This is a genomic window from Enterobacter sp. AN-K1, from assembly GCF_020971765.1.
Classification (GTDB): Bacteria; Pseudomonadota; Gammaproteobacteria; order Enterobacterales; family Enterobacteriaceae; genus Enterobacter; species Enterobacter hormaechei_C.
Map to the genome: position 1 here is coordinate 198,290 of NZ_CP087390.1, position 23,639 is coordinate 221,928.

A 23,639-nucleotide genomic window follows, 5' to 3' on the forward strand; every position below is an offset into this window, starting at 1 on the left:
TTAGTTTCCTTGCGGCAATCCGTTCAGCTCGGCCTGGGTATTGTCAGGCGATACCAGCAGCGTAATCTCTACGCGGCGGTTACGGGCGCGATTTTCAGGCGTGGTGTTAGGCGCTACCGGGTTGATCTCACCCCGTCCTTCGGCTTTGACGCGCCCAGGCTGTGAGAGGCTGCCCTGGAGCTGTTTTTGCACCGAACGGGCGCGCTCAAGCGAGAGTTCATAGTTGGAGGCGAAGCGTGCGCTGCGGATCGGCACGTTGTCGCTGTACCCCACCACCAGAATTTTGCCGCTGACGTTATTCATCGCCTGAGCGATGCGGTCGATGACCGGCTCATAGCGATCGCGCACCACCGTTGAGGCCGAGGCAAAGAGTCCGTCCCCTTTCAGGATCACCACGCTACGATCCGCCTCATCCTTAACGGCCACCAGACCGGCATCAATTTCTGGTTTCAGGAAGCCGCGCAGGTTCAGCACCGCCGGCAGCTGACGCGCAGGCTGCTGGATGGTGGTTTCCGGCAGTTGGGACTGGTAAATTTTCGCCAGCACCGGGCTGGTGTTATCACCCAGACGCCAGTTCAGCACGATATAGAACAGGCAGGCGATAAAGCCGACCAGCGCCACGCACGCCCAAAGAGGGATCATCGGCCGCCAGAGCTTGCGCAGAACGGGGCGATCTTCCGGGTGCGGCGAGAGCGGCGGCGGGTAGCTGCCGCGCACGCCACGGATCATCTGCCACAGGCGCTGTTTGATGGTTTCAAGCTGGGTCCGGCCATTGTCCAGCACGCGGTAGCGGCCTTCAAAGCCGAGCAGCAGACAGTAGTTGATCATCTCCAGCAGCAGAATGTGTTCGCGCGGATTCTGCGACAGACGCGCCAGCAGCTGGAAAAACTTCTCACCGCCCCAGGTTTCGTTATGAAACGTCACCAGCAGACCATTGCTTGACCAGACGCCGCTGCTTCCCCACGGGGTCAGCGCGGCGGCTTCGTCCAGCGCCGTGCAGAGGCAGTAGCGCGCGCCGACAATCACTTCATACGGTAAGCCCGCCTGCTGGCATCGCACTTCGAAACGGCGAATTTCGTCAATCAGGCGCTGGCGCAGCCCGACCTGATCGTCGTGGGAAACCGAATGACGGATTTGCGGAATCGCATTGAGCAGCGGATTGGCGGCCGCCACCAGCTGATTGTTCCCACTGGCTCCGGTAAACACGGCATCACTGCCGGTATCCTGTCGTTCCTGCATATTAAGCGCTCGCTTTATTATTCTGTCGGGCTACGGATGGCCCAGAACTCCATATCGAGACCCGGGAATTCCCCTGCGAGATGCAGCGCGAATGCCCCGGACTTGTCCATCTCGTGCCACAGTTCGCTGCCCCTCTCGAGCTCGAAATAGCTGTAGCCTGCATGCCACGGGATCTGCGGCGGCGCGACGGGCATTGCCCGAAGCATGATGCCCGGCAGCTGGAGCTGGACCAGATCGCGAATTTTCGACACTGGCGCAACCTTCATTTGGGCAGGGAAATGGGTTTGCAGGTGTTCGCCGGGGACATTGGCTTTTACCGCCAGCACGAAGCCAAATTCGCGGACCATGCTGGTCTCCGGCACGGTGGCGATGTTCAGCCCGTGGGAGCGTTCGTGCAGCGGCAGCTGGATGGCATGATCTTCCATGACCAGCGACAGCCCCTGACGCAGCATCAGCATCAGTTTGCTGAAGCAAACGGCGAGATCGTCATGGTCGTATACCGGCAGTATGCTCTCTGCGGTACGCTGCGGCGTCCAGGTGGCGAGCTCCGTGGCAAACGGCAGCCAGCTGCGCCAGAGCGCTTCCGGGTGAAGCAGCGGCAGCGTTTTTAAATGTGAGACGTCGCCAAGGTGGCGGTTGATCAGCGAGAGAAGCGTGAACTCAACCATCTCGGACGTATTGAAACGCCCCGGCTGGCGCAGTCGACCGCCGATCTGCTGGCTACGCTGCACCAGCAAGCCGTGCAGGTCATTGATCATGCCGTACAGCTGCGGGCTGTTATTGGCGTTCAGCATTGGCGGAATGTAGCTGTTATCCAGCCGCACGTGGTTGTCGTTGCGCTTTTCGGTGACGTACGCCACGCCGATGGCGGTCCATTCTGCCGTCAGATCTTTCTCCAGCATCAGGGTCAGACGCAGGCGGCCAAACTGGACCGTCGCCTCCCCGACCGACATGGCGTTGTCGTCTTCCACCTCTTGTTCAAAGGTAATAAAACGCGCCAGAGAAGACTGCTCCTCGCTGAAAATCACCTCTTCACGGCCACCGCGACGAACCGGCAGCGCAAGCACCACCTTTTCGTTGGTGAGATTATCGGGGATTTTTAGCGGGGCCGGACCATTGCGGTCGCTGCGAACCTGGAAAAAGGTGCCGTCAGGCAGCAAACCGCTACAGTAGCTCAGGGCAATACAGCCCTGGCGAAGCATCGCTTCATCCAGCTCAAGGTCGAGAAAGCCCCAAAGATACGATCGCTGCAAGGCCCCCCACTCACGAACGTGGTTGAGGAGGTAACTTTCTGTCCGCTGAAAATGGTGGGGACGCAGGAACATGCCCTCGGTCCAGACGACCTTTTCTGCTTTCGTCATGATGATCTCTTTCCTGTTATGAAGGGCGTTACTGGCTGATGACCCGGATACCATTTACGTCAAGAAAGACGCTGGCCTGGAGTTCATCTGCGGACCATTTCCAGAACTGGTAAATCGCGTTTTCGCCGGGAACAGGCAAAGGAAGTGAGACGCGCCATTTTTTGCCGTCCAGCGCCTGGTATTCCGCCATCACGCCGATATAGCGCGCTTCCGGTGAGCTTTGTCCGCTCAGGGTTTTCGAAAGCTGGCCCGGCATCAGGAAGAACACATCGCTGTTCAGCAGATTCGCGCCAAGCGTGGCTGACGCGTTGTTCTGTAAGGAGTAGAAGTCACTGGACATGAAATCCGCATCGGATTTCAGCAGCAACACTCTGACCTTAAGCGGTGCAGAATCATTGATTTGAGGATGAGCCTGAAACTGAAGATTGTAGCGGGAGGGGTCGCTGTGTGAAGACGACGTACAACCACCGATCAGCGCGAGAATCAACGCAAAAAAAGGGAACCACATCCGATGAAAATTTTTATTATTCATAAAAATATGCTCGTGAAACCCGTTTAGTTCAGGATCCAGGTACCGTTCGCGCTGTCTTTGCAGGCTTTGCTGTTGCCATCGACATCAACACAGGTGGTTTTCTTACGCGCTTTCGGGCGCAGTGCCTGTTTACGCACGGTGGCTTCGTACTGGTCAGCCTTGATCACGGCACGCATCGGCACGTAACCAATCAGCTGTTCACTCCCTTCATCGGCCAGCGCCATCCAGAAATGTTCAACCTGCCCCAGCACAACGTAAGTTTTGCCGGTCTCAAGCGTACGGATCACTTTTCCGCCGTAGTCAGGACGGCTCATCAGGGATGCCGGGTACATGGCACGGTACGGTTCATTCACCTGAGTGAACTCCGCCGGAGGGGTAACAGCGTGACGGTGCGTCAGCGTGATGCCATTCACCTGGCTGGTCACAATCGTATCATCGGTGATCGCTGGTTTCTGCGGCGCCTTACAGCCCGCCACCGCCATAACAAACAAAAGTGATAACAATACGCGCAGTTTCATATGCTTTTCCGTAGCGATATTTAGAGGATGAAGAGAGGGGATAAAATTTGACTTAGGTGCTATTGTTAAAATAGTCGGAATATTTTCAGCAGGTAACTATTTTAAGGCATAGCTACCGCACGAACCCGAAAGAAATGGGCCCAGCATGCTCCTGACATATTTTGACAAACGGTAGACAAGTTTACATGAGCTTGTCATCAATTCAATATTTCCCACCTGCTTAATGGCGTTTAATGATACGCCCAATGCATTATAGGATTAATCTCATAAAAAATGCGCACTTAGGTAAAATCGTCTTTTTCTTAGACAGATTTCGAGCATAACTCTATGAAAATTAATGGCTAAACAGGAAAAAGAGAACCACTATCATTAACGTAACCCCTTATTATCTCCACTACCATAATTAGTAGAATTTCATTTTTTCTGTGCGCTGCGGGATATATCTGGGATATTTTCATTGTTGCATTCAGAAGATAACTTTTATTGTGCACGAGCGTCCCGCATAAACAAATGGCGGCTAAGAAAATGGCAGAAATTTAATTTCGCGATCCGAAATAACCTGAGCAAAATTCCCCTTTGGGGTTATTTTTTGCACCTAAACAATTAAGCCCGGCTACATCTTTTTGCTCTCTCATCGTTCAGCGCGCTCCCTTGCAGCCCATAAACTGGGGGGGTTCAGCGGCGCTGACAGTGAACCTCACGCAAGAAGTTTTACCGTTACTACATATTTATTTTACTTCTTCCCAACATCTGCCGTTCTACTCTTTCACCCGGCACGCCTCATTTGTCTCTTCTACAATGTTCGCCTGCCGCTTGACTTATTTTGTGATAAAGGTACTTTTCAGGACATGAAGAAGATCCTGATTATCGTTCCCGATGGTGGCATGTTGTTTGAGGCCGCCGGTATCGCCGACATTCTGATGCAGGCCAACCGGCTGCACCCGGACGGCCTTGCGCAGCCCCGCTACCGCACCATTATCGCCACCACCCAGCCTCATCTGGTGATCCACGGCCAGTCCGGCTTGAACCTGCTGGCGGACTATCGCCTGCCGGAGCTTGATCCGCGCGAGCCGCTGGACACGATCATCATTACCGGCCGCGGCATGAATGAGCTGGAGAGCACCGCCGTGGTGGACTGGCTGCACCTGGCCGCGCCACATGCGCGCCGCGTCGCCTCTGTCTGCGGCGGGGCCCTGCTGCTGGCACAGGCCGGACTGCTCGATGGGCGCCGGGCAACGACCCACTGGCGGCTTCTGGAAACCCTGAAAACCCGCTATCCTGCGGTCAACGTTGAGGGCGGCCCGCTCTATGTTCAGGATGGCCCCGTCTGGACGTCCGGCGGCGTCAGCTCCGGGTTTGACCTGACGCTGGCGCTGGTGGAAGATGATTACGGCTTCACCCTCGCCCGCAATGTGGCGCAGGATATGGTGATGTACCTGCGTCGGCCTGGCGGTCAGCTACAGTTCAGCCGCTATAATCTGGAGCAGTCCGGCGCGAGCGGACCGGTCAGCGAACTGCAAAGCTGGATCCTGCAAAACCTCACCGCAGATTTGTGCGTCGAAAGGCTGGCCGAACGGGTCGCCATGAGCCCGCGCAATTTCACCCGCGTGTTCACGCGTGACGTGGGCGTGCCTCCGGCCCGTTATGTCACCGAAGCGCGTCTGGCCGCCGCCCGACAGCTTCTGGAGCAGACCCAGGATCCGCTTGAGGTCATTGCCGAAAAAAGCGGGTTTGGTACCAGCATCAACCTGCGCCGCGTTTTTGAAAAGCAGCTTCATCTTACGCCGGGCGAATACCGCCAGCGCTTCCACTGCCGTAGAATGGCGTAATATGATCCTTTTTTGTCATTTACGCCATACGACCTGACGCCTACAGTAACTCCAGACAACACAGATAAGGAGTGCATCATGGTTAAGGTCGGTATTAACGGTTTCGGCCGTATCGGACGTAATGTCCTGCGCGCGGCGCTGGGCAACCCGGATCTCCAGATTGTGGCCATTAACGATCTGACGGACAGTAAAACCCTCGCCCATCTGCTGAAATATGACTCTCTGCTCGGCACGCTGCCGGTGCCTGTGGAAGCGGCGGACGGCGCGCTACAGGTTGACGGGCAACGCATCACCGTATTCAGTGAACGCGACCCGGCAAACATTGCGTGGAAAGACGCAGGCGTTGAGGTGGTAATTGAAGCAACCGGCTTCTTCACCGAACGTGAAAAAGCGGCGGTGCATATCACGAGCGGCGGCGCAAAACGCGTCATTATTTCCGCCCCGGCTAAAAATGATGATCTGACGGTGGTGATGGGTGTGAACCACACGCTGTACGATCCGGCCCAGCATTTTGTGGTCAGCAACGGGAGTTGCACCACTAATGGTCTGGCGCCAGCGGCGCAGGTGCTGCACCAGCAGTTTGGCATTGAGCACGGGCTGATGAACACCACGCATGCCTACACCAACAGCCAGGCGCTGCATGACCAGCCGGAAAAAGATCTGCGCGGCGCGCGCGCGGCAGCATTATCCATTGTGCCTTACTCCAGCGGCGCGGCAAAAGCGCTCGGGAAAGTGATCCCCGAGCTTGATGGTAAACTCACCGGGTATTCTCTGCGCGTGCCGGTTCCGGTGGTGTCGATTGTCGATCTGACGGTGACGCTGAGCCGCAACGTGACCGCCGAAGAGGTGAATGACGCGTTCCGTCAGGCTGCCGCCAGCGGGCCGCTGAAAGGCATCCTGGGCTACAGCGATGAACCGCTGGTCTCCCGTGATTATCAGGGCGACCCGCGCTCATCCATCATCGACGGGCTTTCAACGCTGGTGATTGGCGGGAATATGGTGAAGATCCTGTCGTGGTATGACAACGAGTGGGGCTTCTCGAACCGTCTGGTGGATCTGGCGGTGCTGATGGATAAGAAAGGGTTGTAGCCGATCGTATTGCCGGGTGACGCTTGCGCATACCCGGCCTGCAAAATGGCCCCTCTGCCTGCTAACAGAGGGGCATCATGACACTCTTCAGAAATAATATTTAAACCGCACACGACCGCCATAACGATCGTCGTTCTTATCGCTTCCCTTTTTCGGCGACGCGTTCACCCACGAAGCGTAGGCGCCCAGGTAAATGTTAAAGTTCTTCATCTTCATTACGTTGGGAATAAGGTACGACGCATGGACAGTGTGAATATCATACTCACCCGGATCGGTGATCCAGCAATCATTCTCACACTCTGCGTCAAAGGTTGAAGTGTTAAATTCGTCGATTTCGTTATGCGCATAAATATAGCCCAGCTCAGCGTTACGCCACAGGGCATTGACGCCGGAGGTGAAGTCCGTTTCGTCTGCGGCGTCAAGATACGCTGTGTTGAGATTCACGACTATGCCATCCTCAGGATCGGCTTTCAGACCATCCCAGGTCATGGTGAATCCGTAACCGGTGCGGTCAGACTGATCGACCCAACGACCCGCGTCATCCCGATAGCCATAAGCATTGTTGACCAGATTGGTTTCCATGGCGACGGCCGTTGAGAACGGGCCGTCCTGCCACGAAATAACTGGCCGGACATAGGCGACGTTCTTATCATTTTCCAGTTCCGCGCTATGGTAGCGCTGGTCGACGTACAGATCGCTGCCGTCTTTGAACAGCGTATTCAGCTCGAAATACCAGTTATCCAGCGTTTTACTCATCAGGAAGTTACCGCCGCTGTCGGTACGGCCACGCCCCTCTTTCAGCATATAAATGTAACCATAGCCGTCGCTATAAAGATCGTCCGCTGTATTGCCTGAGTATTCAACAAAGGTATCCTGGTTGAGCGGGAACATATCGTAGGCTTCAAAACGTCCAACTTTAATTTCCCAGTCGTTTTCTGCGCCAAAGAAAAATACCGCATCATCAAGGTACATTTGCCCTGCCAAATCGCCCAGTGGTTGTACAGAAAATCCGGAAAAATGGCCGTTATCCATTTTTCGATAACCATCAAACCCCAGCAAAATACGACCATTAATATCCCACCGTTCTTTATCTCCCGGCGCCCAGTCGCTATTAGCACTTTGCTTAACAGAAGTCAGACTGCCGGTTTTGCTGGCAGCATCCATATTAAATTCCACATCGCCATAAAATTTTATATCTCCAAAGCCCGAAAGCGTCAGCTTCGGTGGTGCGTCTTTATTGACGGGCTCTTCTGACTGGACGACCACGGGAGCAGCCTGCTGACTGGCCGCCTGCTGTTGTTTCAACGCCTCGATTTGCGCCTCCAGTTGCGCCAGTTTTTCATCTACGCTCGTCGCGCTTTGTGCCGCAAAAAGAGAGCCAGAACAGAGTGCCCCCACGAGGACAACCATTTTTTTTAATTGCATAGAATCCATCCTGAAATAAAAGTGAATACCCAAAGTGATGGGCCACTCTATTTCGTCTAAATGCTTTTCGGCAGGCTATTATGTTTTTTGTTATGTCGGTTATGTTTTTTACTTTGTGTGACCTTCACGGAAAGTTATTCGCGGAATGTAATAAAGAAACACAACCCCGTTCACAGAATTAAAAAAGGTTGCAACCCATAAGCCTGGTCAATATTCATAGTGTGCCCTGACAGGATATTTAATTAAAATCATTCCCCAAAAAACATTCCCCGAGTAAATAGTTTTCGGCGCGCTTCTCGCGTCCGGGCGCGGCGGTAAATTGTCTGGTAATGCGCAAAATGGGATATCTAACACGCGAAGCGGGCAATATTCGTCTAAGGTTTTCAGGTGATTGACGACAGCGGTGACGCTGCCCAGCGACGAATGGAGATGAACCGATGATAAAAACTCGAATGCTACGCCCTGGCTTGTTACACCTTACGTTGGCAGGCGCCCTACTCGGTGTTACCGCATTTGGTTATGCTGAAGACCAGCCAACGAGCCAGCAAAGCTCACCTGATATTCTCCTTGGCCCCCTCTTTAATGAAGTACAGAGCGCCAAACTGTTCCCGGATCAGAAAACCTTCGCGGATGCCGTTCCCAAAAGCGACCCGCTAACCATCCTGGCGGATTACCGGATGCAGCATACCCAGTCCGGTTTTGACCTGCGCCACTTCGTAGAGATGAACTTTATCCTGCCGAAGGAAGGTGAGAAATACGTTCCCCCTGAAGGCCAGAGCCTGCGCGAACACATAGACGATCTGTGGCCTGTACTGACCCGCACCACTGACAAAGCGAACAAATGGGACTCCCTCCTGCCCCTGCCAAAGCCCTATGTCGTGCCGGGAGGACGCTTCCGCGAAGTCTATTACTGGGACAGCTATTTCACCATGCTGGGCCTGGCCGAGAGCGGCCACTGGGATAAGATCGGCGACATGGTGGACAACTTCGCTTACGAGCTTGATACCTGGGGCCATATCCCTAACGGTAACCGCAGCTACTACCTGAGCCGCTCTCAGCCGCCGTTCTTCTCGCTGATGGTGGAATTGCTGGCCACGCATGACAGCGACGCGTTGAAGAAATACCGTCCGCAGATGGAGAAAGAGTACGCTTACTGGATGGAGGGGGCTGATGGGCTCCAGGCTGGTCAGGCGAACAAACGCGTGGTGAAACTGGATGACGGCTCGATCCTCAACCGCTACTGGGACGATCGGGACACGCCGCGCCCTGAGTCGTGGCTGGATGACGTGACCACCGCCAAAAATAACCCTAACCGTCCGGCCACCGAGATTTACCGCGATCTGCGCTCTGCCGCGGCCTCGGGCTGGGATTTCAGCTCCCGCTGGATGGACGATCCACAGAAGCTGGGTACCATCCGCACCACCAGCATCGTGCCGGTGGATCTGAATGCGCTGATGTTTAAGATGGAAAAACTGCTGGCCCGCGCCAGTCAGAAAGACGGCGATAACGCCAGTGCAAGTAAATATGACGCGCTGGCCTCCGCACGTCAGAAAGCCATGGAAAGCCACCTGTGGAACGATAAAGAGGGCTGGTATGCGGATTACGATCTGAAAACCGGGAAGGTGCGTAATCAGCTGACGGCCGCAGCCCTCTTCCCGCTGTATGTGAAGGCCGCATCACAGGATCGCGCGGATAAAGTGGCCGCAGCCGCGTCGTCACGCCTGCTGAAACCGGGCGGTATTTCTACCACCACCATCAACAGCGGGCAGCAGTGGGATGCGCCGAACGGCTGGGCGCCGTTGCAGTGGGTAGCGGTGGAAGGGTTGCAGAACTATGGTCAGCAGAAAGTGGCGATGGACGTAACCTGGCGTTTCCTGAAAAACGTTCAGCATACCTACGATCGCGAGAAGAAACTGGTTGAGAAGTACGATGTCTCTTCGACCGGTACCGGCGGTGGCGGCGGTGAGTATCCGTTGCAGGACGGTTTCGGCTGGAGTAACGGCGTGACGCTCAGGATGCTGGACATGGTCTGCCCGAAAGAGAAGCCGTGCGACAGCGTACCGGAGAATCAGCCTGCGGCAAACGATGATGTTGCACCTGCGAAACAGGCGGCGCAGTAGCGCCCCTCACCCTGACCCTCTCCCCGGTGGGGCGAGGGGAAGGTTCCGTGCAATAGATTGGCCCGGTAGCGAAGCGCCACCGGGCTTTTTTCAGAAGCTGTAACTCGCCCCGACCTGGAACGTGCGGTCGCGGCCTATCCAGCAGTTGGTCGCGTCATAGCAGGTGAGCGTCTCTTTGTTGGTGACGTTCTGCGCGCTCGCTTTCAGCGTCAGCCCCTCCAGCGATGGCGCCAGCTCGCCCATGCGGTAAGATGCCGCCAGATCGTATTGCGTCGTACCGCCCAGCTTGCCTGCGTCGTTGGCTGGCGAGATCTCCATCGGCCCGGTGTAGCGTGCCCCTGCCCCCAGCGTTAACCCTCTCAGCGGTGTGCTGTCAAAGGTGTAATCTCCCCACAGATTAAAGGCGTTCTCAGGGACCTGCGTCGGTCGTTTGCCCTGGTACTTGTCATCTTCGGTATTGATGGCGTGGGTGTAGGCATAGTTGGCAATCAGCGTCAGGTTATCCGTTGGACGACTCATAGCGGAAAGCTCCGCACCTTTCGATTCCACTTCCCCGGTCTGGCGATAGTTGAGGAAGCCCGGATCGCTGGTCACCACATTTTTCTGACGAATGTTAAACACCGAGGCGGTGAAGGTGGTTGCGTAATCCGCCAGCAGGTATTTCACCCCACCCTCCACCTGCTTGCTGGTGGTGGGCTTAACGTCTTTCGCGGTCAACGTGCCCTGCGGCGATACCGGGGCGAACCCTTCCGAATAGCTGATAAACGGCGAGAGACCATTGTCAAAGGCATAAAGCGCGCCCAGTCGCTTAGTGAGGCGATCCTGCGATACCCAGGCTTTGTCACCGTTTTGCAGATAGTTGGTGGTGACAGAACGGTAGTCGTCATAGCGCAGGCTGGCCAGCACGTTCAGCCCGCCAAACGCAATCTGATCCTGGAGGTAATAGCCATTCTGCTGATAGCTGAGACGGTTTTTCTGCGCGGTTTCAAGCCCCAGCGCATCGTTATCGATCTGCGAGTGATCCGGATTACGCATATCGATACCCGGTGTGGACGAGGCGTAACGATAATGGAAGTGAGAGTTCAGCTTCTGGTAGTCAAAGCCCGCCAGCAGATGATGTTTCCAGTCCCCCAGCGCGACGGTTCGGGTGACCTGGTTATCAATGTTGAAGCTCTGTAAATCTTCATCCGTGGTATAGGCGAAGCGGTTAAGCTGGTAGACCTCGCTGCCCGTCCCGGTTGAATAGGCGCTGCGCTGGTGGGTGTCCACGTCAAAGTAGCGCGCTTTCTGGCTAAAGCCCCAGCCACTGTCAAACTCATGTTCAAAGCTGTAGCCCAGCATCCACTGACGCTGCTTAAAGCCGCTCCACTCATCCCCGGCATAGTCACGACGATCGGCGTATTTAGACCGTAGATAGCTTAGCGGCATCGGATCAGACGGCGTCAGGCTCGGCGTATTTTGCGCCAGCGCGTCAATGGACAGGCGCGTTTTGTCATCCGGCTGCCAGGTCACGGAGGGGGCCACCAGATAGTTTTCATAGCGCGTGGTGTGCGCCTGTTCGTCACTCTCTGTCGCTTTACCCAGCAGGCGATAGTTCCAGTCGCTGGTCGCAATCTGCCCCGTGGAGTCCAGGTACCCCTCTTTCAGATTGCGGTTTCCGGTGTTAAAGCCCAGTTCTGTTTTCGCCTCTTTCTGCGGCTTTTTACTCTGAATATTGACCAGCCCGCCCGGGGAGCCACCGCCATACAGCACGGATGACGGCCCCTTCAGGATATCGACGCTCTCAATCAGCAGCGGATCGATTCGCGCTTTAGTGTTCCCGGTGACGTTATAGGGAAGTTGCAGGCCGTTGTAGAACTCCTGCTCGACGTTGAACCCGCGGATTTTGTACTCGCTCATGTAAGAGGTGCTCCCGCGCACCTCCGTGGAAACGCCCGGCGCATAGCGCAGGATCTCGTTTACCGAACTGGCGTGCCGCTGCTCAATCTCTTTAGCGGCGATGGTGTTGATCACCTGGGGCGTTTTACTTTCCGCGACGGCTGATTTCGTGGCGCTGTTGGTCCAGGCAGGGAGCGCGCTGCCCTGCTCTGTACCGGTCACCACGATGGTGGGTTCTTCTGCAAAAGCCTGTGTTTGCAATGCCAGCGTGACGGCGCCTGCCAACGCGCATAACGCAAAACGTGAGGTGCTCATAGTGTCGTCTTGTTATTAGATGGTATTGGGAACGCCAATTATTATCATTTCCATTAGCAAATCAATATCGGCGGAGAAAAACAGATCGTTTGTATTAAGTTTCATGCCAGCGTGCCGATAACCCAGAGACAGTCTGTCATCTATCGAGGAGCCATCTGGCGTGAGTAGCTACAGTGAGCAGTTCCTGAAACAAAATCCGCTGGCTGTATTAGGGGTATTACGCGACCTGAAAAAGGGCGAGGTGCCGCTGCGCATCAACTGGTCAACCAGCCAGTTTATCAGTAAGATCCTGGACGTGACGGCAGAACACCTGATCGTGGATCTGGGTAGCCAGAGCGAAGAAAACCGTGCCGCGCTCCAGGCAGAAAACCTCTCGGTGATGGCCGAAACGCAGGGGGCTAAAGTCGAGTTTATACTGCCCCGCCTGACCACGATCGCGTACCAGGGTTTGCCTGCGTTTATCGCTCCCCTGCCCGCTAACCTCTGGTTCGTGCAACGCCGCGAGTTTTTTCGCATCAGCGCCCCGCTTCACCCGGCCTATTTCTGTAAGGCAAAAATGCCGGACAAAAAAGAGATCCGCTTTCGTCTCTTCGACCTGTCACTGGGCGGGATGGGCGCGTTAATGGATACGCCGAAGCCGGAAGGACTGGTGGAAGGCATGCGTTTTAGTCAGATTGAGCTGGATATGGGCGGATGGGGACGCTTCTGGTTTGACGCCCAGCTGATTGCCATCAGCGAGCGTAAGGTGGTGGACAGCAAAAACGAAACCATTACCACGCCGCGACTGAGCTTTCGCTTTCTGAATGTCGGGCCAGGCGCCGAACGCGAACTACAGCGCATCATCTTCTCACTGGAGCGTGAAGCGCGGGAACGCGCGAACAAAGTGCGCTGAAAGGCGTCGGGCAGCATGCAGCCGCCCGACAAAGGCGTTACATGGCGTCCATCGCTTTCTGTACTTTCCAGATATAACGTGGAGCCTGTACTGACGGATGATTCTTCACAACGTGCTCGAAGAATTCATCTTTATCCATATCGTTAATCTCTTCTATCGCCTCTTTGCGATCGGATGAGAAGGTTCGGAGCAGCGCGCCGGCTCCGTTAACGTACGACACCACCAGCGCATATTGCATCACTTCCGGATCGTCAATCCCCTTCAGAATGCCATGCTCGAGAATGCTCAGGTAAGCGGTTCCCATAGAGATATTACGTTCCGGGTTTTTCAGCTCGCTGGTGGATGGCTGTCCCTTCCAGCCCATGTAGCGATAGACCTCTCTTCCCGCCGTCGAGGCTTTTAACTGCATCAGCCCCACCGCATTCGATTTACTCACCAGCGTCGGGTTGCCGCCGGACTCCACGGCAATGATCGCCGTGATCAGACGCGGGCTCACGCCCCAGGCCTTCCCGGCTTGTTCGCTGATCGGCATCCACTGCATGGCCCGCTTTACCGGCACTTCAGGGTTCCAGGGGGGATTTTGATAATCATGTTTTGAACTACAGCCAGCGAGCAGCACAATCAAAAAAGCAAACCATCTCAATTTCACGTCATCTATCCTTATAGCCGGTCATCGCGGTACGTCGCCCCTTGAAGCAGGCGGCGTATAAGCGGCATGATATAGACAATTAGATTCTCATTCAGCAAGGAATTGCCATGCCTCAGTTTCATCTCATCGCACCGTCAGGCTACTGCATCAACCAGGAGGCGGCACAGCGGGGCGTTCAGCGCCTGCTGGAAATGGGCCATCAGGTAGAAAATCAGACAATTATCCCCCGCCGCATGCAGCGTTTTGCCGGTACGGAGGCGCAGAGACTGAGCGATATCAACAGCCTGGCGACGCTGGAAGGTGAAAACACCATTGTGCTGGCCGTGCGCGGCGGCTATGGCGCAAGCCGGTTGCTGGAGAGCATCGACTGGGCAGGGCTGGCCGCGCGCCAGCAGCAGGATCCGCTGTTAATCTGCGGACACAGCGATTTCACGGCGATTCAGCTCGGCCTGCTGGCGTTGCATAACGTCATTACCTTTAGCGGCCCGATGCTGGCCGGCAACTTTGGTGCGCCGGAGCTGGATGCGTTTACCCAGGACCATTTCTGGCGCGCCCTGCAAAACCCGACGTTTACCGTCGAGTGGCAAGGCAACGGACCGCACTGGGAATGTGAAGGACAGCTGTGGGGCGGCAACCTCGCGATGCTGGTGTCGCTGATTGGAACGCCGTGGCTGCCGCAGATCGCGGACGGCATACTGGTGCTGGAAGATATCAATGAACACCCGTTCCGCGTCGAACGTATGCTGTTGCAGCTGTATCACGCCGGGATCCTGGATCGGCAGTCGGCCATTGTGCTGGGCAGTTTTAGCGGTTCAGCCCCTAACGATTACGATGCGGGCTATTCCCTGGAGACGATGATTGATTTCATTCGTTCCCGACTGGATATCCCGGTGATCGCCGGTCTGGATTTCGGCCATGAGCAGCAAACCGTTACGCTGCCGCTGGGTGCCCGGGCGCACCTTGTACACGATAATGCAGGCAGTCGGTTAACAATCAGCGGTCATCCGGTCTTAAAGGCATAAAAAAGCCGTTATTCCCCCTCAATAAAACGCTGTTAACGTTGTTAATATGTTAGGGTTTTAATAACAGCGTTCACATTGAGGTGGGAGTAAGACAACATTGGGTGCCACAGCGATAATCAGTCTTTTCATTCTGGGTTCCATCCTGGTAACCTTCAGCATTTTATTAAGTTCATTTTCATCGCGTCTTGGCATACCTATTCTTGTCATTTTCCTGGCTATCGGCATGCTTGCCGGGATCGACGGAATCGGCGGTATCCCCTTCGATAATTACCCTTTCGCCTATATGGTGAGTAACCTCGCACTGGCGGTGATTCTGCTGGACGGCGGCATGCGCACCCAGGCAAGTTCGTTTCGCGTTGCCTTAGGTCCGGCGCTGTCTCTGGCGACCGTCGGCGTGCTGATCACCTCCGGCCTGACCGGTATGATGGCGGCCTGGCTGTTTAACCTCGATATAATGGAAGGCCTGCTGATTGGCGCGATTGTCGGCTCTACCGATGCGGCGGCGGTTTTCTCCCTGCTCGGCGGCAAGGGGCTGAACGAACGCGTTGGCTCCACGCTGGAGATTGAATCCGGCAGCAACGATCCGATGGCGGTGTTCCTGACCATCACCCTGATTGAGATGATCCAGCAGCACGAAACCGGCCTGAGCTGGATGTTCGCCTGGCACATCCTCCAGCAGTTTGGCCTCGGGATTATCATTGGTCTCGGCGGCGGTTACCTGTTACAGCAGACGATCAACCGTATTACGCTGCCTTCCGGCCTTTACCCGCTGCTGGCCCTGAGCGGTGGGATCCTGATCTTTGCCGTCACCACCGCGCTGGACGGCAGCGGTATTCTGGCGGTTTACCTTTGCGGTTTCCTGTTGGGCAACCGACCGATTCGCAACCGTCACGCCATTTTGCAGAACTTCGACGGCCTGGCCTGGCTGGCGCAGATTGCCATGTTCCTGGTGCTGGGCCTGCTGGTGACGCCGTCGGACCTGCTGCCTATCGCCGTACCGGCGCTGCTTTTGTCGGCCTGGATGATCTTCTTCGCCCGTCCGCTGTCGGTGTTTGCCGGGCTGCTGCCGTTCCGCGGGTTTAACCTGCGTGAGCGGATATTTATCAGTTGGGTGGGTCTGCGCGGCGCGGTGCCAATTATTCTGGCCGTGTTCCCGATGATGGCCGGGCTGGACAACGCCCGTCTGTTCTTCAACGTCGCCTTCTTCGTGGTGCTGGTGTCGCTGCTGTTCCAGGGGACGTCACTGGGCTGGGCGGCGAAAAAAGCCAAAGTGGTGGTACCGCCCATTGGCTGGCCGGTCTCCCGCGTGGGGCTGGATATTCACCCTGAGAATCCCTGGGAACAGTTTGTCTACCAGCTAAGCGCCGATAAGTGGTGCGTGGGCGCGTCCCTGCGCGATCTGCATATGCCCGCTGAAACGCGGATTGCCGCCCTGTTCCGGGATAACGCCCTGCTGCACCCGACCGGCAGCACGCGGCTGCGTGAGAACGATATCCTCTGCGTGATTGGCCGCGAGCGCGACCTGCCTGCCCTCGGCAAGCTGTTCAGCCAGTCGCCACCGGTGGCGCTGGATCAGCGTTTCTTCGGCGATTTTATCCTCGAAGCCAGCGCCCGCTTTGCGGATGTGGCGCTGATTTATGGCCTGGAAGGGGGACTGGAGAATCGCGATAACCAGCAAACCCTGGGTGAGATTATTCAGCAATTATTAGGGGCTGCACCGGTCGTCGGTGACCAGGTGGAGTTTGCCGGGATGATCTGGACGGTAGCCGAGAAAGAAGATAACGCGGTGCGCAAAGTTGGCGTCAGGCCGATGGAGGAGGAGGCGGAGTAGCTGCTTTTTTTGCCGGGTGGCGCTAACGCTTACCCGGCCTACGTTCGGGCTTTTGTAGGCCGGGTAAGGCGAAGCCGCCACCCGGCACACACACAAGTTACACCGTCACAACAGGCACTCTTGGCGCCAGCGCGCACATCAGTTCATACCCGACGGTGCCCGCCGCAGCGGCCACATCATCAATTTTAACCTCGTTGCCCCACAGCTCAACCGGTGACCCGATCCCCGCCTGGGGACACGGCGTTAAATCAATAGCCAGCATGTCCATTGAGACGGTGCCTACCGTGCCCGTGCGCACGCCATCGACCCACACCGGCGTGCCGCTCGGGACGATGCGCGGATAACCATCTGCATAGCCCCCCGCCACGATACCGATGCGCTGTTCACCTGCTGCCCGATAGCGGCTGCCATAGCCCACCGTATCGCCCGCTTTCAGGGTTTGCACGCCGATAATCTCGCTTCGTAACGTCATCACCGGCTTCAGGCCGCTGTTGGCGATATCCTGCCACTGACCTGAGGGTGACGCGCCGTACAGAACGATCCCCGGACGTACCCAGTTGTAGTGCGCTTCAGGATGCCAGAGCGTTGCCGCTGAGTTCGACAGCGAGCGCGGACAGTCCAGCCCTTCTGCCGCCTGCTCAATGCGGACCATGGCATCGGCGATTCCGTCCGGCTTTTCCGCATCGGCGAAATGCGCCATCAGCGTCATCTCACCGACATTTTTCAGCGCACGAAGCTGCTGCCAGACCGTGTGCACCCGTTCAGGCTGGAAGCCCAGACGGTTCATCCCGCTGTTCACTTTGAGATAGATATCCAGCGGGGCATGCAGCTTCGCGTCCTGGATGGCCTTGATCTGCCAGTTACTGTGAACGCTGGTCGTCAGGCGGTACTTATCCAGCAGAGGCAGATCCTGCGCATGAAAGAATCCTTCCAGCAGCAGGATCGGTCCTTTCCAGCCGCGCTCGCGCAGCAGGATGGCCTCTTCCAGATTCAGCAAGGCAAAACCATCGGTGGCGCCGAGCGCACTCCAGATACGGTCGATACCATGACCGTAGGCGTTGGCTTTCACCACCGACCAGACACGAGAACCCGGCGCAGCACGGCGAACAATTTGCAGGTTATCCTTCAGCGCCTGCAAATCCAGCTGGGCCAGAATAGGACGGGACATTGCGACTCCTTAATTATGCGCGCCGTGCAGGTGTTGTGGACGCGATGGGGTAAACCCTGATTGATAGCGTGCGGCGCTCAAATCGTCAAACGGAATTGCCGGCGTCCGCCCGGAGATCAGGTCGCTCAGCAGCTGGCCCGAACCGCAGGCCATGGTCCAGCCAAGCGTGCCGTGGCCGGTGTTGGTCCACAGATTTTTGTATGGCGTACGGCCCACAATCGGCGTGCCGTCCGGGGTCATTGGGCGCAGGCCGGTCCAGAACGTTGCCTGCTCAATGAAGCCGCCGCGCGGGAAGAGATCGCCCACCACCATCTCCAGCGTTTCACGACGCGGTTTGAGCAGCTCGGTATTGAAGCCCACGATTTCTGCCATGCCGCCGACGCGGATCCGGTTATCGAAGCGGGTGATGGCGATTTTGTAGGTTTCATCAAGAATGGTCGAGACCGGCGCGCCGCTGTCCTCTTTCACAGGAATGGTCAGGGAGTAGCCTTTCAGTGGATAGACCGGGATATCCAGGATCCCTTTCAGCATCGCGGTTGAGTAGGAGCCAAACGCCATCACGTAGGCATCGGCTTTGATTACCTCTTCCCCACACTTCACGCCGTAAATCTTCTCCCCTTCCGACAGCAGTTTGTCGACAGAAGTATTGAAGCGGAATTTCACCCCGGCCTGCTCACACATGCGCGCCAGACGCTGGGTGAAAAGCTGGCAGTCGCCGGTTTCATCGTTCGGTAAACGCAGACCGCCCGTCAGCTTATGCGCGACCTCGGCAAGCGCTGGCTCCACCTGCGCCAGCTGGCTGGCTTCCAGCAGCTGATACGGTACGCCCGCATCTTCAAGCACGGCGATATCGCGGGTCGCGTTTTCGTACTGTTGCGCGGTACGGAACAGCTGAAGCGTGCCGCCCTGACGCCCTTCATATTCAATGTCCGTCGAGGCACGCAGCGCTTTCAGGCAATCGCGGCTGTATTCCGCCAGCCGCACCATGCGCCCTTTGTTTTCCATATAGTGGCGGGTGTCGCAGTTGCGCAGCATCTGCCACATCCACTTAAGCTGGAACTGCGTGCCGTCAAGACTTATCGCCAGGGGCGCATGTCGCTGAAACATCCATTTGATCGCCTTCAGCGGAACGCCCGGGGCCGCCCACGGCGCAGCGTAGCCCGGAGAGATTTGCCCCGCATTCGCCGCACTGGTTTCCAGCGCCGGACCGGATTCGCGATCGATAACGGTAACCTCATGTCCCGCCTGACTTAAATACCAGGCGCTGGTTACGCCAACGACACCACTTCCCAGTATGACAACACGCATAGCCACTCCATTATGAGCAAAAGAACAATCATCTAATTACAGATTGATAACCTAGTTGAAAATATTATTCAACATATGACTTTTTTATGGTGACTCAACTCACATATCCCGCTGTATCAGGGGATGGCGCTTATTTGGGATCTCCTGCTGCGCGTTATTTTTAACCAGTAGAAAATTCTGTGAGCACCGCTTTATTTGCCGTATCGAAAACGCGAAATCGCAAAGAAAAAATTTCTGCGCCCCGCGTATTTGAATGGGGTGATCTATGCTTGAAAGGAGGCTCTCCAGTCAGAGAGAGCGACCAACAACGAGGGCGCGCTAATGGCTACACTAGATTCCATGTCCAGGGACAGCACCCGTCTGAGCGATGGACCCGACTGGACCTTCGAGTTGCTGGATGTCTACCTGGCGGAGATCGACCGGGTGGCCAAACTCTATCGTCTGGATACCTATCCCCATCAGATTGAAGTCATCACCTCGGAACAGATGATGGACGCTTACTCCAGCGTCGGGATGCCAATTAACTATCCGCACTGGTCGTTTGGCAAAAAATTCATTGAAACAGAGCGGCTGTATAAGCACGGGCAGCAGGGACTGGCGTATGAAATCGTCATTAACTCTAACCCGTGTATTGCCTATCTGATGGAGGAGAACACCATTACCATGCAGGCGCTGGTGATGGCGCACGCCTGCTATGGACATAACTCGTTCTTCAAAAATAACTATCTGTTCCGCAGCTGGACGGACGCCAGCTCCATCGTCGATTACCTGATCTTCGCCCGCAAATACATTACCGACTGCGAAGAGCGCTACGGCGTGGACGAGGTGGAGAAGCTGCTGGACTCCTGCCACGCGCTGATGAACTACGGCGTTGATCGTTATAAGCGTCCGCAGAAGATCTCATTGCAGGAAGAGAAAGCCCGGCAGAAGAGCCGCGAGGAGTATCTGCAAAGCCAGGTGAATATGCTGTGGCGCACCCTGCCGAAACGTGAAGAGGAGAAAACCGTCGCCGAGGCGCGTCGCTACCCTTCCGAGCCGCAGGAAAACCTGCTCTACTTTATGGAGAAAAACGCCCCACTGCTGGAGCCGTGGCAGCGTGAGATCCTGCGCATCGTGCGCAAGGTGAGCCAGTATTTCTATCCGCAGAAGCAGACCCAGGTGATGAACGAAGGCTGGGCGACCTTCTGGCACTACACCATTCTTAACCACCTGTACGACGAAGGAAAAGTCACCGAGCGGTTTATGATGGAGTTTCTGCACAGCCACACCAACGTGGTATTCCAGCCGGCATATAACAGCCCGTGGTACAGCGGCATTAACCCGTACGCGCTCGGCTTTGCCATGTTCCAGGATATCAAGCGTATTTGTCAGTCGCCCACCGAAGAGGACAAATACTGGTTCCCGGATATTGCCGGTTCCGACTGGCTGGAAACGCTGCACTTCGCGATGCGTGATTTTAAGGATGAGAGCTTTATCAGCCAGTTCATGTCGCCGAAGATCATGCGTGATTTCCGCTTCTTCACCGTACTGGATGATGACCGCAACAACTACCTGGAGATCTCCGCGATCCACAACGAAGAGGGCTATCGCGAGATCCGCTCGCGCCTGTCATCCCAGTACAACCTGAGTAATCTTGAACCGAACATTCAGGTCTGGAACGTGGATCTGCGCGGCGACCGCTCCCTGACGTTGCGCTATATTCCGCACAACCGCGCGCCGCTGGATAAGGGGCGTAAGGAAGTGCTGAAGCATGTGCATCGCCTGTGGGGATTTGACGTGTTGCTGGAGCAGCAGAACGAAGATGGCAGCGTGGAGCTGCTGGACCGGTGTCCGGCGCGGTTGAATACGCTGTAGTTTGTTGCCGGGTGGCGGCTACGCCTTACCCGGCCTACGGGTTTTGTAGGCCCGGTAAGCAAAGCGCCACCGGGCGAAAAAAAACCTCTCAATCGAGAGGTTTTTTATTTTAGCGACTCTGAATCGCTAAATCACCCGGCAGCGTTTTCTGCATCCGGTGCCAGATTTCACCGGAGTCGTGGCCGTAACGACGCACCGTTTCATAGACCTGATCGTGCAGCCCTTCGGTGCAGAGTTTGCTCAGTTTATGGTAGAAGCCGAGCGCCAGGCTGCGGGCTTCAGGGTTAGCAAAGTAGTGACGACCAATGCGCGTATATAACCCTTTCATTCCATTCAGGATCAGACCGTAAACCGGATTGCCGGAAGCAAACGCCAGACCGCGGAACACATTGTAATCCAGGGTCGCAAAGGCATCCGCGTGGTCTTCCACCTCATTAGCGGTGGCAAGCACTTTCAGCGCATCTTCAGGATGCTGACGAAACGCGGTGCGGATGAAAATGGTGGCGATGTTGGTGCGCACGGAAAGCAGATTATCAATCAGCTGCGGTACGCTTTCGTGGTCGAGACGCGCCAGCGTTTCCAGAATGTTCAGCCCGGACGTTTCCCAGAAGTTGTTCACCTTAGTGGGTTTGCCATGCTGTATCGTCAACCAGCCATCGCGCGCCAGACGCTGGAGCACTTCTCGCAGCGTGGTACGGGTGACGCCAATCAGTTCAGAGAGTTCGCGTTCAGCAGGTAGAATTGATCCCGCAGGGAAACGATTATTCCAGATGCTTTCAATGATGTACTCTTCCGCGAAACCCGCCGGGCTCTGCGCCTTAATGACCATAGTGAGATTTCCATTACACAGCTTTAGCAAATTGCACTCATCATACCAGAGGCGCGCAGAGGCAGATAGCGCAGCAGAGACAGAAAAGAGGGATCGCCGTTTCATTTTTATGAAATTTACAAATGGCTTAATCCCCCGCTCTGCCGCCATTTTTGCGTATACTGATGTCTTGTCTTATTTGACGGGTAAAGGACGTCTGTCGTGGAAATTTCATTTGGGCGCGCGCTGTGGCGCAACTTTTTAGGTCAGTCACCTGACTGGTACAAACTTACTTTACTGGTATTCCTGGTCGTTAATCCCGTTATCTTTTTGCTGGATCCCTTCGTTGCCGGGTGGATGTTGGTCGCCGAGTTTATCTTTACCCTGGCGATGGCGCTGAAGTGCTATCCGCTGTTGCCCGGCGGGCTGCTGGCGCTGGAAGCCGTGGTCATCGGAATGACCAGCGCGGAGCATGTTAAAAACGAGATAGCGTCGAATCTTGAAGTCCTACTGCTGCTGATCTTCATGGTGGCGGGGATCTACTTTATGAAGCAGCTTCTGCTGTTTATCTTCACCCGTTTGCTGCTGAGCATTCCGTCGAAAACGCTGCTCTCGCTGGCGTTTTGCCTCGCCGCGGCCTTCCTCTCTGCCTTCCTGGATGCGCTGACGGTCGTTGCGGTGGTGATCAGCGTCGCCGTCGGCTTTTACGGGATTTACCACCGGGTGGCCTCGTCTCGTCCTGGCGATAACTTGCAGGACGACAGCCACGTTGAGGCGCACAACCGCGATGTGCTGGAACAGTTCCGCGCGTTTCTGCGCAGCCTGATGATGCATGCGGGCGTGGGGACGGCGCTGGGCGGCGTGATGACCATGGTCGGGGAGCCGCAAAACCTGATTATCGCCAAAGCGGCTGAGTGGCATTTTGGCGAATTTTTCCTGCGCATGGCGCCCGTCAGCGTGCCCGTGCTGGTCTGCGGGTTAGCCACCTGTGTGCTGGTCGAAAAATTCAACCTCTTTGGGTATGGCGCGAAGTTGCCCGATCAGGTCCGCCAGGAGCTGCATAAGTTTGACGAGCAGAGCCGCAAACAACGCACGCGCCAGGAGACGCTGCGCCTGATTGCACAGGGTTTCATCGGCGTGTGGCTTATCGCTGCGCTGGCCTTCCACCTTGCCGAGGTGGGGCTGATTGGCCTGTCGGTAATTATCCTTGCAACCAGCCTGGGCGGCGTTACGGACGAACATGCTATCGGAAAAGCCTTTACCGAAGCGCTGCCGTTTACCGCCCTGCTGGCGGTGTTTTTCGCGGTCGTGGCGGTGATTATTGACCAACATCTGTTCGCGCCGATCATCGCGTTTGTGCTTCAGGCTACGCCAGATTCGCAGCTAACGCTGTTCTATTTGTTTAACGGTCTGTTGTCCTCTATATCCGATAACGTCTTTGTCGGGACGGTATACATCAATGAGGCCAAAGCCGCGATGGAGCAAGGGATTGTCAGCAGTGAACAGTTCGAGCTGCTGGCGGTGGCGATCAACACCGGAACCAACCTCCCCTCCGTGGCAACCCCGAACGGTCAGGCGGCATTCCTCTTCCTGCTGACCTCGGCGCTGGCACCACTCATACGACTTTCTTATGGAAGAATGGTCTGGATGGCGCTGCCGTATACGCTGGTGCTTACCCTGGTTGGTTTGCTGTGCATCAAAATTACTCTCGTTCCCTGTACGCAATGGTTATTGCAAGCAGGTATACTTGCGGCGCATTAAAATTCGTTTACACTGCGCTGTCTAAGCATGTTCCAGGGAA

18 protein-coding genes are annotated in these 23,639 nt (G+C 56.0%); 8 read left to right on the forward strand and 10 right to left on the reverse strand.

The window, feature by feature from the left end:
• The 4 genes from LOC22_RS00930 to LOC22_RS00945 are packed head-to-tail and all read right to left on the reverse strand — an operon-like array spanning window position 1 to window position 3,650.
• Window positions 1–1,239 carry a DotU family type VI secretion system protein gene (locus LOC22_RS00930; RefSeq protein WP_230239266.1) on the reverse strand — a complete coding sequence of 413 codons (1,239 nt, stop codon included), beginning with the start codon at window positions 1,237–1,239 and terminating at the stop codon, window positions 1–3.
• Window positions 1,240–1,256: 17 nt separating this feature from the next.
• Window positions 1,257–2,600 carry a type VI secretion system baseplate subunit TssK gene (gene tssK, locus LOC22_RS00935; RefSeq protein WP_015570328.1) on the reverse strand — a complete coding sequence of 448 codons (1,344 nt, stop codon included), beginning with the start codon at window positions 2,598–2,600 and terminating at the stop codon, window positions 1,257–1,259.
• A gap of 28 nt (window positions 2,601–2,628) precedes the next feature.
• Window positions 2,629–3,132, reverse strand: coding sequence for a type VI secretion system lipoprotein TssJ (gene tssJ, locus LOC22_RS00940; protein ID WP_022648418.1), 504 nt, complete (start codon window positions 3,130–3,132; stop codon window positions 2,629–2,631).
• Between the two features lie 23 nt (window positions 3,133–3,155).
• Window positions 3,156–3,650: a hypothetical protein gene (locus LOC22_RS00945; protein WP_006810964.1), complete on the reverse strand. Its 495-nt coding sequence runs from the start codon at window positions 3,648–3,650 to the stop codon at window positions 3,156–3,158.
• An 848-nt stretch (window positions 3,651–4,498) separates the two neighbouring features.
• Here LOC22_RS00945 and LOC22_RS00950 point away from each other — a divergent pair.
• Together LOC22_RS00950 and gap are read left to right on the forward strand one after the other, a co-directional pair.
• Window positions 4,499–5,479: a GlxA family transcriptional regulator gene (locus LOC22_RS00950; RefSeq protein ID WP_063859186.1), complete on the forward strand. Its 981-nt coding sequence runs from the start codon at window positions 4,499–4,501 to the stop codon at window positions 5,477–5,479.
• A 78-nt stretch (window positions 5,480–5,557) separates the two neighbouring features.
• On the forward strand, window positions 5,558–6,568 hold the full coding sequence (gene gap / locus LOC22_RS00955) for a type I glyceraldehyde-3-phosphate dehydrogenase (RefSeq protein WP_015570325.1): 1,011 nt from the start codon (window positions 5,558–5,560) through the stop codon (window positions 6,566–6,568).
• An 87-nt stretch (window positions 6,569–6,655) separates the two neighbouring features.
• On the opposite strand, the gene LOC22_RS00960 is transcribed toward gap, so the two are convergent.
• Window positions 6,656–7,993 (reverse strand): carbohydrate porin, encoded by a 1,338-nt coding sequence (locus LOC22_RS00960; RefSeq protein WP_230239267.1) that lies wholly within the window; start codon window positions 7,991–7,993, stop codon window positions 6,656–6,658.
• Between the two features lie 437 nt (window positions 7,994–8,430).
• Between LOC22_RS00960 and LOC22_RS00965 the strand changes: the two genes are divergently transcribed.
• On the forward strand, window positions 8,431–10,113 hold the full coding sequence (locus LOC22_RS00965) for an alpha,alpha-trehalase (RefSeq protein ID WP_230239268.1): 1,683 nt from the start codon (window positions 8,431–8,433) through the stop codon (window positions 10,111–10,113).
• 90 nt (window positions 10,114–10,203) lie between these two features.
• Here the strand turns inward: LOC22_RS00965 and LOC22_RS00970 are convergent, their stop codons facing one another.
• Window positions 10,204–12,306: a TonB-dependent siderophore receptor gene (locus LOC22_RS00970; RefSeq protein ID WP_230239269.1), complete on the reverse strand. Its 2,103-nt coding sequence runs from the start codon at window positions 12,304–12,306 to the stop codon at window positions 10,204–10,206.
• 160 nt (window positions 12,307–12,466) lie between these two features.
• Between LOC22_RS00970 and ycgR the strand changes: the two genes are divergently transcribed.
• Window positions 12,467–13,198 (forward strand): flagellar brake protein YcgR, encoded by a 732-nt coding sequence (gene ycgR / locus LOC22_RS00975; RefSeq protein WP_017384309.1) that lies wholly within the window; start codon window positions 12,467–12,469, stop codon window positions 13,196–13,198.
• Window positions 13,199–13,235: 37 nt separating this feature from the next.
• Here ycgR and emtA read toward each other — a convergent pair whose 3' ends face one another.
• Window positions 13,236–13,847, reverse strand: coding sequence for a membrane-bound lytic murein transglycosylase EmtA (gene emtA / locus LOC22_RS00980; protein WP_032648573.1), 612 nt, complete (start codon window positions 13,845–13,847; stop codon window positions 13,236–13,238).
• A gap of 107 nt (window positions 13,848–13,954) precedes the next feature.
• On the opposite strand from emtA, the gene ldcA reads away from it, so the two are divergent.
• Entirely contained in the window at window positions 13,955–14,869 is a 915-nt protein-coding gene (gene ldcA, locus LOC22_RS00985; protein ID WP_193135702.1) for a muramoyltetrapeptide carboxypeptidase, read from the forward strand.
• Window positions 14,870–14,966: 97 nt separating this feature from the next.
• A complete protein-coding gene (locus tag LOC22_RS00990; protein ID WP_017693270.1) occupies window positions 14,967–16,700 on the forward strand; it encodes a potassium/proton antiporter in 1,734 nt (577 codons plus the stop codon).
• Window positions 16,701–16,797: 97 nt separating this feature from the next.
• Here the strand turns inward: LOC22_RS00990 and dadX are convergent, their stop codons facing one another.
• Both dadX and LOC22_RS01000 read right to left on the reverse strand, forming a co-directional pair.
• On the reverse strand, window positions 16,798–17,868 hold the full coding sequence (gene dadX, locus LOC22_RS00995; protein WP_230239270.1) for a catabolic alanine racemase DadX: 1,071 nt from the start codon (window positions 17,866–17,868) through the stop codon (window positions 16,798–16,800).
• A gap of 9 nt (window positions 17,869–17,877) precedes the next feature.
• The gene (locus LOC22_RS01000) at window positions 17,878–19,176 is read right to left on the reverse strand and encodes a D-amino acid dehydrogenase (protein ID WP_230239271.1); all 1,299 of its coding nucleotides are present in this window, start codon (window positions 19,174–19,176) and stop codon (window positions 17,878–17,880) included.
• A 321-nt stretch (window positions 19,177–19,497) separates the two neighbouring features.
• Here LOC22_RS01000 and LOC22_RS01005 point away from each other — a divergent pair, with 321 nt between their 5' ends.
• Window positions 19,498–21,030 carry a SpoVR family protein gene (locus LOC22_RS01005; RefSeq protein WP_017384314.1) on the forward strand — a complete coding sequence of 511 codons (1,533 nt, stop codon included), beginning with the start codon at window positions 19,498–19,500 and terminating at the stop codon, window positions 21,028–21,030.
• Window positions 21,031–21,139: 109 nt separating this feature from the next.
• Here LOC22_RS01005 and fadR read toward each other — a convergent pair whose 3' ends face one another.
• The gene (gene fadR / locus LOC22_RS01010; protein ID WP_015570315.1) at window positions 21,140–21,859 is read right to left on the reverse strand and encodes a fatty acid metabolism transcriptional regulator FadR; all 720 of its coding nucleotides are present in this window, start codon (window positions 21,857–21,859) and stop codon (window positions 21,140–21,142) included.
• A 201-nt stretch (window positions 21,860–22,060) separates the two neighbouring features.
• Here fadR and nhaB point away from each other — a divergent pair, with 201 nt between their 5' ends.
• Window positions 22,061–23,599, forward strand: a complete 1,539-nt coding sequence (nhaB, locus tag LOC22_RS01015; RefSeq protein ID WP_017693269.1) for a Na(+)/H(+) antiporter NhaB — start codon at window positions 22,061–22,063, stop codon at window positions 23,597–23,599.
• Window positions 23,600–23,639 lie beyond the last annotated feature (40 nt).

Coding starts and splice junctions, on each gene's coding strand:
- LOC22_RS00930 (WP_230239266.1), bottom strand. CDS start 1,239: ATGCAGGAACGACAGGATACCGGCAGTGATGCCGTGTTTACCGGAGCC.
- tssK (WP_015570328.1), bottom strand. CDS start 2,600: ATGACGAAAGCAGAAAAGGTCGTCTGGACCGAGGGCATGTTCCTGCGT.
- tssJ (WP_022648418.1), bottom strand. CDS start 3,132: ATGAATAATAAAAATTTTCATCGGATGTGGTTCCCTTTTTTTGCGTTG.
- LOC22_RS00945 (WP_006810964.1), bottom strand. CDS start 3,650: ATGAAACTGCGCGTATTGTTATCACTTTTGTTTGTTATGGCGGTGGCG.
- LOC22_RS00950 (WP_063859186.1), top strand. CDS start 4,499: ATGAAGAAGATCCTGATTATCGTTCCCGATGGTGGCATGTTGTTTGAG.
- gap (WP_015570325.1), top strand. CDS start 5,558: ATGGTTAAGGTCGGTATTAACGGTTTCGGCCGTATCGGACGTAATGTC.
- LOC22_RS00960 (WP_230239267.1), bottom strand. CDS start 7,993: ATGCAATTAAAAAAAATGGTTGTCCTCGTGGGGGCACTCTGTTCTGGC.
- LOC22_RS00965 (WP_230239268.1), top strand. CDS start 8,431: ATGATAAAAACTCGAATGCTACGCCCTGGCTTGTTACACCTTACGTTG.
- LOC22_RS00970 (WP_230239269.1), bottom strand. CDS start 12,306: ATGAGCACCTCACGTTTTGCGTTATGCGCGTTGGCAGGCGCCGTCACG.
- ldcA (WP_193135702.1), top strand. CDS start 13,955: ATGCCTCAGTTTCATCTCATCGCACCGTCAGGCTACTGCATCAACCAG.
- dadX (WP_230239270.1), bottom strand. CDS start 17,868: ATGTCCCGTCCTATTCTGGCCCAGCTGGATTTGCAGGCGCTGAAGGAT.
- LOC22_RS01000 (WP_230239271.1), bottom strand. CDS start 19,176: ATGCGTGTTGTCATACTGGGAAGTGGTGTCGTTGGCGTAACCAGCGCC.
- LOC22_RS01005 (WP_017384314.1), top strand. CDS start 19,498: ATGGCTACACTAGATTCCATGTCCAGGGACAGCACCCGTCTGAGCGAT.
- fadR (WP_015570315.1), bottom strand. CDS start 21,859: ATGGTCATTAAGGCGCAGAGCCCGGCGGGTTTCGCGGAAGAGTACATC.